The 12,033-nt window shown below is 59.7% G+C and carries 8 protein-coding genes; 3 read left to right on the top strand and 5 right to left on the bottom strand.

Annotated elements, in window-relative coordinates:
• Nucleotides 1-93 precede the first annotated feature (93 nt).
• Genes LGH70_RS22460 through LGH70_RS22450 form a run of 3 tightly spaced genes read right to left on the bottom strand, consistent with a single transcriptional unit; the run spans nucleotide 94 to nucleotide 5,862 of the window.
• Nucleotides 94-1,989: a DUF2075 domain-containing protein gene (locus LGH70_RS22460; protein ID WP_226190208.1), complete on the bottom strand. Its 1,896-nt coding sequence runs from the start codon at nucleotides 1,987-1,989 to the stop codon at nucleotides 94-96.
• Nucleotides 1,989-3,764: a DEAD/DEAH box helicase gene (locus LGH70_RS22455; protein ID WP_226190206.1), complete on the bottom strand. Its 1,776-nt coding sequence runs from the start codon at nucleotides 3,762-3,764 to the stop codon at nucleotides 1,989-1,991. The genes LGH70_RS22460 and LGH70_RS22455 overlap by 1 nt, the downstream gene beginning before the upstream one ends.
• Nucleotides 3,751-5,862, bottom strand: coding sequence for a DNA/RNA helicase domain-containing protein (locus LGH70_RS22450; protein ID WP_226190204.1), 2,112 nt, complete (start codon nucleotides 5,860-5,862; stop codon nucleotides 3,751-3,753). The genes LGH70_RS22455 and LGH70_RS22450 overlap by 14 nt, the downstream gene beginning before the upstream one ends.
• 651 nt (nucleotides 5,863-6,513) lie before the next feature.
• On the opposite strand from LGH70_RS22450, the gene LGH70_RS22445 reads away from it, so the two are divergent.
• The 3 genes from LGH70_RS22445 to LGH70_RS22435 are packed head-to-tail and all read left to right on the top strand — an operon-like array spanning nucleotide 6,514 to nucleotide 9,311.
• Complete coding sequence (locus LGH70_RS22445) at nucleotides 6,514-8,250, top strand: hypothetical protein (protein ID WP_226190202.1); 1,737 nt, start codon at nucleotides 6,514-6,516, stop codon at nucleotides 8,248-8,250.
• Nucleotides 8,247-8,978 carry a hypothetical protein gene (locus LGH70_RS22440; protein WP_226190200.1) on the top strand — a complete coding sequence of 244 codons (732 nt, stop codon included), beginning with the start codon at nucleotides 8,247-8,249 and terminating at the stop codon, nucleotides 8,976-8,978. The genes LGH70_RS22445 and LGH70_RS22440 overlap by 4 nt, the downstream gene beginning before the upstream one ends.
• Nucleotides 8,979-9,002: 24 nt before the next feature.
• Nucleotides 9,003-9,311, top strand: a complete 309-nt coding sequence (locus LGH70_RS22435) for a hypothetical protein (RefSeq protein WP_226190198.1) — start codon at nucleotides 9,003-9,005, stop codon at nucleotides 9,309-9,311.
• Nucleotides 9,312-9,623: 312 nt separating this feature from the next.
• Here LGH70_RS22435 and LGH70_RS22430 read toward each other — a convergent pair whose 3' ends face one another.
• Together LGH70_RS22430 and LGH70_RS22425 are read right to left on the bottom strand one after the other, a co-directional pair.
• Complete coding sequence (locus LGH70_RS22430) at nucleotides 9,624-9,959, bottom strand: nucleotide pyrophosphohydrolase (RefSeq protein ID WP_226190196.1); 336 nt, start codon at nucleotides 9,957-9,959, stop codon at nucleotides 9,624-9,626.
• Nucleotides 9,952-11,991 (bottom strand): tetratricopeptide repeat protein, encoded by a 2,040-nt coding sequence (locus LGH70_RS22425; RefSeq protein ID WP_226190194.1) that lies wholly within the window; start codon nucleotides 11,989-11,991, stop codon nucleotides 9,952-9,954. The genes LGH70_RS22430 and LGH70_RS22425 overlap by 8 nt, the downstream gene beginning before the upstream one ends.
• Nucleotides 11,992-12,033 lie beyond the last annotated feature (42 nt).

Here is a 12,033-nt window from a genome sequence, read left to right as displayed (position 1 = left end):
TGACTCCTGATGATCAAGAGTTTCCTTCTTTAATTAGAGGATATAGAGGCTTGTGGACAGAGAAGGCCCAAGAGGTGGTCAATACAGCATTAATCATGAGGCTTCCATGCGGCTGCGAAAGAACTGGCCCGTCTCCTCATCTTCAAAATACACGTAGCAGCCCTTCATGCCCCGGGTCATCAGTACCTTGTAGGTATTGCGGAAGAACTCCACCCGCTCCTGATCGGTGAGCCGGCTCTGCTTCAGGGAGCTGTCGTGCGTCGCTTGGCTGTTGGCCATCCAGGACTGCTGGGCAAACCGGTAGGTTAGGTCGCGACCCACGATGACACCCACGTAGTCAAACTCGAAGCCCTGGGCCGTAAACACGCACCCCACCTGCTCAAATCCGCCCGGTTCGGTGGCCCAGAGCGAGGACTTGGGAATACCGGGAGCCAGACGCTTCTTCGTCGACTTAGCATTCCACGGTCGTCGGTAGCTGATGCCCGGCTGCTCAATCACCACGTCTTCCACCAGGTAGCCTTCGTCGGTTGGCTCGGACCAGGGCCAGCAGAAGCCGGCGACCATGCGGGCCGTGTGACCCTGCTGCAGTTGCTCTTGCAGCAGGTCCTCCACGGCCATCGGGGTGGGCAGGATCCGGAAATCATAGCCCTCACCCGTGCCCCAGAGCACATTGGCCGTCCGCTTAATGCCTAGGGTATTGTCCAGCCAATTGATAAAGCCCGAGGAGCCGCTGCAGCGAAACTGCGCTTCCAACTCGTGCTCTTTCACCACGGCCCCCGCCTGCACGGCTTGCTGGCGCAGCATGTCGTAGGAGCCGATCTCGCCGGGGCGCACCCGCTGAAAGTCGTCGAGAAAAAACACCGTGACCATGGCTGCGCGCAGTAATTCCTGCACCTGGTTGAGCCCGCTGCGCTTATCAGCCGCCGTAAACCGGTCCACGCTGGAGGAGCGGATGCGGTGGGCCTCGTCGCAGAGCAGCACGTCCAGCGCGTTCTCCGGGGCAGTAGCGTAGGCATTGAAATAGGTGAAGAAGGAGCGGCCCCGCCAGCCGAATTTGTCGCGCAGCGTCTCGGTAAAGGCCTTGGAGCCGGTGGCATAGTGCGCTTTGTAGCCTTGGCTCATTAGATCGGCCAGAAGGTTCAGGGCCACGACCGACTTGCCCGTGCCGGGACCGCCCTTGACCAGGATAGCCGTTTTCTGGCCCGACTCGCGTGCGGCCAGCACGGCGGCAAACACCTGGTCGTAGACCAGCATCTGCTCATCCAGCAGCACGTAGGTCGCGTCCGTATCGATGAGGCTGACCACGTGATCCAGCAGCTTCTTGCTGGGCGCGTAGCGTCCCTGCTCAATGCGCCGCAGGGGCTCCAAGCCCTGCCCGCCGCCCAGGCGCCGCTGCAAAAAGTCACCCAGTTCCGTGCGCTGCTGCTGGCCAAATACCGGGAAGGATTCCAGCAGACGATAAAACTTGGGTGCCAGCACCGCGTCAGCGGCCCCGAAGTGGTAGTTGTGCAGGTAGGAGCAGGCGTGCAGCTTGATGCGGTCGGACTCGCCGTTGAAGGCCGTGTGCACCTCGCGCAGGTAGCTGCGGTACTGCCCCACCTGCGCCGAAGGGTGCAGCACATCCTTTTTAGCGCCGTCCAGCCAGGTAACCACCTCGTGCTGCCCCGCCGACGGCTCTGTGCGCGACCACTGCTTGAGCTCGATGATGACGGCCCGCGGCTCCTGACGGATGTCCGTGCCGCAGATCAGGCAGTCCAGCCGCTTGGAGGTCAGGGGCAACTGGTACTCCAGCAGCACGCCGTGGTCCAGCAAGCCGGCCTGCTGGAATACCTCACTGACGGCCTGCAGGCTGTTCTGCCAGGACAGGATCTCGCCTTCGCGGGCCTGGTCGCGGTACTGCTCAAAGTAGGCCTGCTTGAGCAGGCCCACGATGGCCTGGTGGGCCGTGGCCGTGATAAATTCGGCGGAGCTGCCGGCGTACAGTCGCATTAGCTGGGATTGGATAGGTAGCGTAATTCGGACAGGGGGAGGTACTCATCGCTCGACTCGCGCAGGTAGGCCAGCTGGCTGCGCAAGGCATCGGCGGGAGCCAGTTCCAGCAGCGCATCGCTGACGAAGAAGACTGCTTTGGCGCGGGCCCGGCTCAGGGCCACGTTCAGGCGGTTGGGCAGCAGCAGAAAGCGGCGGACCAGGCGCAGGTACTCAGGGCTGTTGGCGGCGAATGAAACCAGAATCAGCTCCACGCTGGCCCCCTGCACGCGCTCGACGGTATCGACAATGAGCTCTTTGGGTACTGCATCCAAGCGCAGGCGCAGCGCCTGCCGAATGGCCAGGACCTGCCGGCGGAAGGGCGCCACCACCGCTATTTCCCGGGCCGGCAGCCCGGCTGCCAGGCTGATGGCCACCAATTCCGCAATGGCCTGCGCTTCGGGTAGGTTTTCCTGCTCACAAGGTTCCTCGGTGGCATTGTTTACCCAGATCAGGGAAGCTTCCGGCCGGAGTACCCGGGCGATGGGGGCTGGAATTGTCGCTGGCAGCGCCAAACGCAGCCGGTGGCCCTGGGCGGCGGGAGCCGATTTAAGAAAGGACGTTAGGGTGTCAGCGTCCCGGTAGTAGAGCGTCCCGATAAGGTTGCTCAGCGGCGCGTTCAGTCGATAGGTGGTGTCGAGGGCAACCACGGCTTCGGGCTGCATCTGCCGGACCTGCTCAAATAGGGAGCGGGACAGCGGGTCACTGACCAGGCCGGGGTGGTAGATGGGCGGCATCTGGGCGTCGTCCCCAAAGAGCATGACCGAGCCCGCCCCGAGTGAGCCCACCGCCAGCCCGTAGGTAAGCGGAATCTGCCCGGCCTCATCCACCAGCACGACCGTGGGCGCAAAGCCCGTCGCACGCAGCCCCAGATGCACGAGGGCCGCGTAGTAAGACATGCCGATCACGCAGAACTCCGGCCGCTTCTTCTGCTTGTATAGGCGCTGAAACTCGGCGTAAGGCAAGCTGGGAATGGACTCGTCCAGCCCTTCCGCTTTGAGCACCTCGCCGATCTTGAACACGCTCAACTGAGAATCCAGGGCGCGGATGGCGTTCAGACAGTTGTTGACGGCCTGATGGGTGTGAGCCAGCACCACGATGCGCTGCTTCTTGCGGGCCAGCTGCTGGGCCGTGAGCGCCAGCACGTGGGTCTTCCCCGTGCCGGGCGGGCCCTGCACGGCCAGCAGGGAAGGGCGACGCGTGCCCCGGCGCACCACCCGCCGCTGCGACTCGTTGAGCTGGCTGGCCACGGCCGCTAATTGCTCCTCACTCAGCTCCAGTCCCCCGAACTGCTGGGGGTTGATCTTGCGCTCACCCCAGAGCAGGTCTAGGAAGGCAGCCCCGGGCGCGCCCGGCTCCAGTCGGCGCACCGATTGAATGATGGGATCCAGCAGCTGGCTCTTGTTGGACTGCAGCACGATCTGCGTATCCGGCCGCACGTCGAAGTAGGCATGCAGCAGCACCAGAATCTCGCTGAAGCCGTTCTCGGCGATCGTGGCCGTGCTCCAGCGCCCGTTCAGGCTGATCTCCACCCAGTCGCCGGGCTTCCAGCGCGTGAGGTTCTCCTCGCAGGCCAGCAAGACCTCCACGCCTTCCTGGCGCAGCGGCCGCAGGTTCACAACGGCTAGGCCGCGCTGCACCCGCTCGGGCAGGCCCATGGCGTCAATCTGCCGAATGTCGGCCTCTACCAGCTCCTTTTCCCGCTCCAGGTAGGTCAGCAGCTCAGTGGTCTGCATCGGCCAGCAACTGCTGCAGGTGGGCCCGGGTCTGGGCGTCCTGCACGTAGAGATACACGCCCTTGGTGGCGCGGGTCAGCAGAATGCGGTAGCCTTTGAGCACGGCCAGCAGGAGCTGATCCAGCCCGTCGGCTTGCTTCAAGGCCTTCTTGGACTTGGTGCTGGCAAAAGCGGTTTCGTGCACGTGCTCCGGATCGACCATCCACCGGCCCTCTCGCCAAATTAAGTCATTGAGCCAGAGCAGGCCGATGTAGTCAAAGTCAAACCCCCGCACGACGTAGGGGCAGCCCACTTCGGCCAGTGGGTTCTGGTGCATTCTTGACCCTTCCGGAGCCTGCACGTACAGTGTGTAGTCCTCGGCCGGGGCGTAGTTCCAGGGCCGGGACCAGGACTGGCGCTGGCCGCTGGAATCAAGGTAGGAGAGGTAGAAGTCCTGGTGTTGAGGCGCGACGCCGTGCACGTCGGTGGCCTTCTTGGTTTTCCATTCCACTGAGTAACTGGAAAGCAACCGCACCAGCTGCCCATCAGCGTGGTGCTGGCCGAGCACGGACTCCAACTCCGTGGGCGAGTCCACCAGCTGTAGCCCGAACGGCGCATCCGGCCTGGCCGGCGTCTGGCGCCAGTCCAGGGTGGTCGGCTCGTCATGGATACCAAACAAGCCCTCCATCCACTCCACATACTCGGTGGAGCCGCCGCAGCGGTACTGCGCCCCGCTCAAATCGACCGTGTGCACCTGAGCCCCGAAGTCCTGGGCGAAGCGCTCCAGGTCGGCCGGGGTGGTGGTTTCGTTGTCGCGGTAGCTCTGCTTGGCGTCGAGCAGGAACACGCTGACCTGGGAGCAGCGCATGATGTGCCAGGCCTGAGGGCCGGCCTGCAGGCACCAGCCGGCGGAGAAGCCGATGTCGTGCCCTTCGGGGTTGATCAGGGCGTGCGCTTCGTCGACCACCGAGAGGAAGTTCATGTCGTCGGGCGTCTTGAAGTCCCCGATCTCCTGCCGCAGCACCTTCAGGTTCTCGCGCCAGGAGAAGGGCTTCATGGTGTAGCCCTCGCCCTGCAGCTGCTTTACCTGCTTGCCGTAGAGGCCGGGATTGAACTGGTTAGCGGGCAGCACATGGAACTGGGCCCCGGTGATTTTACTGGCGGCGTCGAACACGTGCTTCATGTTCGTCTTCTGCGAGCTGGAGGTCGTCACGAAGGCAACATTGCCGCGCGCGTTGTGACGCAGGGCGGCTTCCACCCACAGGTTGGTGGCCAGGGCCGACTTGCCCGAGCCGGGCGGGCCCAGCACCAGCACCACGTGCTTCTGCTTCGGCTGCTGGCTGGCCTGCTCGATGGTCTGCAGGGCCAGCTCGTAGCCGAGCCGCTGCTTGTCCAGCAGCTCAAAGGGCCGGGAAGATGTATTGCGCAGGGAGCTGGCGACCTGCCGCAGCATGTTGCGGTCCTGCTTGTAGGTGCCGCGCTCAAAGTCGTGGGCAAACTGCTCGTCAGACTCCTGCAGCAGGCCAGCCAGGTGGCCAGCGAGCGTGCCCACGTCCTTGCCGGCACTGAATACCGGGTAGGTGCTGGTTAGCGAAGTGTGCGGTGGCTGGGTGTAGGCTGCTACGCTGGTCGTAGTCGTAAAGTACACGCACCCGTCTACCTGGGCCTGGTAGGCGTGCACGGCCGAGTGGAAGCGCTGGCAGTAGAGCGTATAGCCGCGCACCTGATCGGAGGGGTGCAGGCGATCCTGGCCGTGGTGGCGAATCAGGGCCTCGCTCACGCCCGGCTCGTCATCCTTGGTGTCCCAGTCCTTGAGCTCTACAATGACTACTTGCGCCTGGCCCTGGGCATTGCGCCCGAGTAGCACGACGTCGCACCAGGCCGAGGCGGCGGGCAGCTTGTATTCCAGCGTAACGCTGCCCAGGTATAGGTGTGCGCCCTTGATTTTTTGATTGAGCTGCTGGGCCTGCGCCAGCACTACGGACATCCGGGGCAGGGATTTCTGCCAGGCTTGTCGCTCGGCGGGCGTATCACGACCCGTGGTATACATGAGCTCGTCAATCAGCCCGTTCATGTCGGACTCTACGCGGTCGCAGAAAGTATCAATCGTAAATATCACGTCAGCTTGAATACAGGCAAATGCGGACTCAAGGTACCAATCTGAAGCTAATTAATGCACGGAAATACCTGAAGGGTAGAGGGGGGAAGCACAGGTTGCCATCCTTGCTTTTATCGATCAAATTCAAAGGCAGCTCAGGGGTGTAATCGACCTTAAGATTTAAAATTCAGCGACTTGCTATACATATAAGCTTTTAAATTAATCTTGCACCGAAGCGTTGATGCGCCCATAGAAAGCAAGTTCGGGTCACAGATAATAAGGGTATGGCGTCGATCTCTACTTGTCGCCATGTTAAACACATGGTGTTTTAGGAGGTGAGCCGTTTTATTGTGAGGGAGGATAAGCACACGTCCATATTATTCCCTGAACGCGTGAGGTCATTTTAATCAGGGTATGCTGGTAGCATCCGTCAGCCAATCCAGGGTCGTCCAAGAAAGTGCTATCTCAACCATAGCAGAAGCGGGCCTTGTAGCCGCCTATATTACTTATCTGCAATTGCACCTATTAGTTTAGCAACGATCATTCTAAAGCCATCTCTAACAGGTGCTGCTATATGTGTCAGCGATGCCTGATTTGCCACTGCCTTGAGACGCGTCAAGAGTTGCACGCCAATATTTTGTTTATATATTCATATAAAAACGCTTCTACTTTATGAGATACACCCTATTTCTGTCTATATGGATGTTTTGCGCATTGGGCGCTTGGGGCCAGACACCTTATGATTCTGAGGGCCTTATAAAGTATGATTACCTGACCCACAAAACCGATAAGCCTATTCCGTTTGACCGATCCTTTACCCTAACTATCGAGCACCTGACGGTCAAAGACGTGCTGGACGTACATGCTTACGAGTCCAGGTATGCGCACGGCAGGCGGCAACTGGTCATGACCGTTATTGACCCTGCGACAGGGGAGGGGCTTACGAGTAAGCAGAAAGCTGTGGAGGAAGTTCAGTTTACCTTGGAGGCGAAAGCTAAGGCTGCCGATGGGGTGCCTCTAACAGCTGAGGAAATCAAGGCAGCGGCTAAGCCAGCCAGGACTTTGCGCGCTGTGAAAGACGTGGCCTTAACCTATCACGTTACTGCTACGGGCATCGACATCTTCTTTCCCCCTCTAAAACCCAACAAGGTATTTGACATTGAGATTATACAGAAGTTCTCGCCGGATAACTCGACCGCGCTTCTCGATGTGAATGCGTTACTACAGCAAAGCAAGACCGACGCGGCCCGTGTGGCCGAAAAGAAAAAGGAACCGGTTGCCAAGCGCAAGTACGAGCAGTTGGAAGGCCAAGTCCTCAACGCCGACCTGCAACGAACGGCGCTGGACTTCGATTACGCTGAGTATAGCACCTTCTACCAGGCTACCCTGGATACCGTTTACACCCGTTTATCCAACCCAGCGAAGTTTGACGTCGCGGCACCACTTACCCAAGCGCAAATCCAGGCGATGGGCGTTGCGGTCAAGATGGCGAAGCTCGGATTCAAGCGGGTAGGGGACGGCCTGGAACTGCTTGCCGGTACTCGCTACCGAGATATGCAACTCGGGCTACTTAATGTCACCAGAGTGTATCAGGACCAGCCTACGGAGATGGAATATTTGCACAGGCGCTTACAAAACCTGGAAGCGAACATCGCTTACTGCGATAGTTTGCAGCAGCTGGTAGACGCGGCAATTGTCAGTGGCAGCACGCCTGTGCCAGTCGTCTTAAGAAGCGCCCGGCAGGTCGTCTCAGACATACGCGCTGGGATGCGCAAAAATTACGGACGACTGGCGAGTGGCGGGAAAACCATCCAAAGCTTAATTGATAAGACGGATAAAATACTGCAAAGCACTACGCTGGTCGGTGGCACGGTGGCCAGTGACTTGAAGACTGCTGGGGGCAACGTCCTTTTCCTTGATGCTGGTCTGACCAACATAGCTGTGCCTAATCTCCGTGATGAGTTGGTGTACCTACCACGCTTGTACTGGGGTGTAAACGTCTACTTCCGCCCAATCGACAAAAACACGCGGCGTAATCGGTTTCCCAAAGACTTTGACCCGCCCTTAAAGACCGGAGGCAATGACTCGCAGGGGTATGGACCGGATTACGGCATCGTAACGCGCAACTCAGTCTGGCAGCACCTCTCGCTTAATCTAGGCTTTACGCTGGGTGCGCTGCCCAACAGTGAGTTTGATAACCTGTACAACAACATGTCGCTCCTAGTCGGGCCGGCCTACCGGTTCCGGCGGGCATTCAAGGTCAGCGGCGGGCTGGCCCTGCTCAAGCGCACTTCCAAGCACCCGGAGACGTCCAACAAGGTCGTTACGCCAGGCATGTACCTGTCCCTCTCCACCGACATTGATTTCATCCAAGGGCTGAAGGATGTCACTTCCCTTCTATTTAAATGAAAAAGCTCGCTATTCTATTCCTCACATCCGGCCTTCTGGCCGGGTGCGAAAAAGATGTACCTGTGGGGGACGTGCTACAAGCTTTTACCGTGAGCCCCCGCACCTTGGAAGCTGATGGGCAATCTACGGCGGAGGTTAGCGTGAAACTGCCGCCCGAAACCAGTGCGGATCGGCGCAACGTGGTGTTCACCGCTGGGAAGGGATTGTTTTCCCCGGCAGGCACAGCCAAGTACACGGCCAAAGCCGAGTTCATCAACGGCGAGCTGATCGCTAAGGCGACCTTGCGCATGCCCCTGCAGCCCGGCTCCGTTGAGGTGACCGCCCAACTCGAGTACGACAGCCCCGTGCAGGAGTACGCGCTGAAGGACGTTATCGAAGCCACCCCTTCAGTACCCGCATCCCTGGTTATTGAGCCAAGCCGCTTCGGCTTGGGAACTAACTATACCGGTGAAGTGCGGCTCTTGGGTACGCTGCGTAATGCACAGCGAAGAAACGTGTCGACGGGCAACCGGGTCTTGTTTGAAGATTTTCTACCCAGCGGCGCCCGGGCCAACGGACGGTTTCGCAATAACCAGCTCCAGTCGAACGACACGTCCCGAGTAAGTACAATCTATGCGGCCCCAGCCTACCCACTTGGCACAACCATCAAAGTCCGGGGCACAGTGCTCGACGCGAATGGCCTTAAAACCCGGGTGGCGGATTCCGTTCTGCTCACCGTCAACTTTTAATCCATCATTAACCTGATAAATCGTATGGCCAGACTCACCGCCGAGCAGCAGCACGAGGTGCAAGATCTCTTGAAAAAGCTTCCCTTGTTGGAGCTCATCAACCAGCACTTACAGGACCAACACCAGGGAGGGAAGTATGAAGTAGTAGCGATTCAGGTTCAGCCTAAAGCGGCGGTGGCGACCATTGCCGCCGAAGAAGTAGGCTTGATTGCCCCAGCAGTAAAAAGCTTAGTCGCTGATGCCACCAGAAGCTGCCGCTGCCCGCACGGAAGCACGGGCGTGAGTGTTGTCAGCCGCAACGGGAGTATCCGTTGCCGGTGCACACACTCTTAGTAAATTAAGCTAACCGCACCCACTAACTTGGTATCCGCTTTAAGACCCTGGAACTAGGAATCGACCCCCACCAGCCCGGTGGAAAAGTTCTTGCTCGTTGGGTTTGCCGTCTTAGGGGAGTTAGATCGTGCGAGCACCCTCCAGAAAACCAACGCCGGCCAGCAGCTGGCGTTTGCGCAGGCAATCACATTGAACGACGAAAAGGAACTCCACCCCGAGAGCTTGGCAAGAGTAAAAAAGCATTGGCAAATAGGCTAAGGGAATTTTTAATCCCACTGCTTTAAGCACAAGCCAATAAGGATTCGGCAGCTATCATGACAGTTGGTCATACTTGGTGGCTGATCCTTTCGCTTTGTCGGCCGGATACTTCTCCGCGTTGCGGGCTAGCTTCTCGCGCATCAGCTCGGCAATGTCCCAGCCGTATTTGTCGGCCAATTGAAAAGCGTAGAGCAGCACGTCGGCGAGCTCCTCCCGAACCTTGTCGGGATTCGCCTGCTCGGCCGTCTTCCACAGGAACTGCTCGTTGAGCTCGGCGGCCTCGATGCTCAAGGCCAGCGCCAGGTCCTTGGCGTTGTGAAACTGTTCCCAGTCCCGCTCGTCGCGGAACTGGCGCAGCTGTTCCAATAGCTCGTCGATGGGGCTACTCATCCTTGCCCTTGTGCATGGCCCGGGCCATTTCCAGCTCCTTGCCAAAGTCCAGCCCGGTATCCAGGCTGGGGTCCAGCTGCTGGAAGCCGGTGTACATGCCGGTGAGCAGGTGCAGGGCGGAATACTTTTTGCCCGGTACCGAGGCCAGATTGTATTTCTGGGCGGAGTCCTTAGGGTCCAGGCCGGAGCGGCCCAGCATAGCAATCTCGAAGGTGATGTCCTGCACCTGCTGGCGCGACTTGCCGTCGAAGTGCTTGAGCCAGTCCAGGCAGTAGAACATAACGGCCATACCGCCGGCGGGGCTGTCGGCAAAGGACATCCGGCCCTGGTGGGCATCAGCGGGCTCCGGTCCATCCAGGTTTAACGGGTCCCGCTCGATCCGTGCTAGAAGATCCTCCGGGGACTCCTGCCCAGCAGGCTCGTCAGTAGGAGCCAGGGTAGTTGCCTCGCCAGTTGGCGTGGTCGGCTGCTCCCGGCGAACCGTCTCTTCGTCCTTCAGCTCGAAATAAGCGGCCAGCCCCAAGTCCTCGCCCCAGTGCTGCACCATCTCGTATTCCTCGCCGGGCTGGCGGTCGGCCCGGTATTCTTGGTACTCCGTCCACAGCCGCTCGGCTTCCTTCACCTGCAGGGCCGGGGCTTTGAAGTCAGGTAGGGCATCGTAGCCAAACAGGTCCCGGAATTGCAGGGCCATCACCAGGTTGAGCACCGTGCTGGCCTTGTGTACAACAGGGGGGGAGTATTCCTGGGCCTGCTTGTTGCGAACAGCTTCCGTTGCTTCGCGCAACAGCTTGAGCAGGGACAGGAACTGGAGGGGCCGGGCCTCGGGGTACTCCCGGTACAGGAAATCCTCGATGAAGAGGTCGAGAGGCTGGTTGTAGATCTGGCGCATCATCCCTTCGAAGAGCGAGTCAATGTAGCTGGTGATGTTCTGCTCCTTGAAGCCGGCCTTGGCCAGCTTCTTGAGTTGAGGCTCGGCGGCCCGGATGAACTTCTCCTTGCTCTTGCCGGTGGTTGTGAACAGCAGGTTGCCATCCGCAGCCCGGGCCTGCAGGATGAAGTCCAGATGCACGATTTCGTGCATGATCAGGTGCTCGACGGCCGGATAGTCGGGCTTGAAGCGTACCTGGTGGTAGCGGCGGCCATAGTTCTCGGCGATTTCCAGCTTGGCGGCCGTGGGGATGAGCGGGTCCTCGTCCACGCGGATCTCAAGCCCGGCCCGGTCCTGGACCGTTTCCTGGTACTCGTTGGCAATGGCGAAGGTGTTGGTGCTGTTCAGGTACTGGGTGGCTGTCTCGGTGGCCAGCGCCAGGCTGGCCCGCAGGATAGGGTCGCCGGGGCGGGCGTTGCGCAGGGCCCGGGTAGCCTGGTAGAACGCCGACGCGTAATCGCGGCGCTGCTGGCTGACCATGGCCAGGGCGTAGAGCGTGTTGGGGTAGTCGGGCTCGATCTCGTGCGCAATCTCGAAGTAGCGCTCCGCTTCCTGCGCCCGGCCCAACTGCATCAGGTTGCCGCCGATGTTGTTGATGGCGATAAAGTCTTTTGGGTTTACCGCCAGCGCCTGGTCGTAAAAGGTCTTGGCCGATTTCAGGTCGTCCTTCTGGCGGGCGTAGATGTTGCCCGCCATGATCAGGGCGTAGCCGTTGCGTGGGTCCCAGCGCAGGGCGTCAATTAGAGCGTCCAGCGCCTCATCGGGCTGGCCCAGCTCGGAGAGCACCTGGCCCAGCACGCGGTGGTACTCGGAGACGGTGGGATTCTGCTGGATGAGCTGCCTTAGACGCTGCAGAGCCTGCTGAAACTGGCGGGCTTCGCACTGGCGCAGCACTTTATCGTACTCTGCTTTCTGGCTGCTGATGGCTTTCGTATCGATATTTACTTCCACCACTGCCCCCTTGATAGTAACGGTGGGGCGGTAGGGGCCAAAGGTGTAGAAGTCGGTCAGGTGCTCAACGAGCTGCTCCGGGTTCTGGCCGAAGACCTCGGCGTCCGGAAAAAGGCTATAAAGAAAGTCGTTGAGAGGATGTTGGATGATCATGTAAATGGCCCCGGCTAATTGCTGCAGAAGACAAAGGTACTT

It is taken from the genome of Hymenobacter nitidus (assembly GCF_020447315.1).
Lineage (GTDB): Bacteria > Bacteroidota > Bacteroidia > Cytophagales > Hymenobacteraceae > Hymenobacter > Hymenobacter nitidus.
Note: the sequence above shows the minus strand (reverse complement) of the source record. Positions and strands in the feature narration are given on the sequence as shown.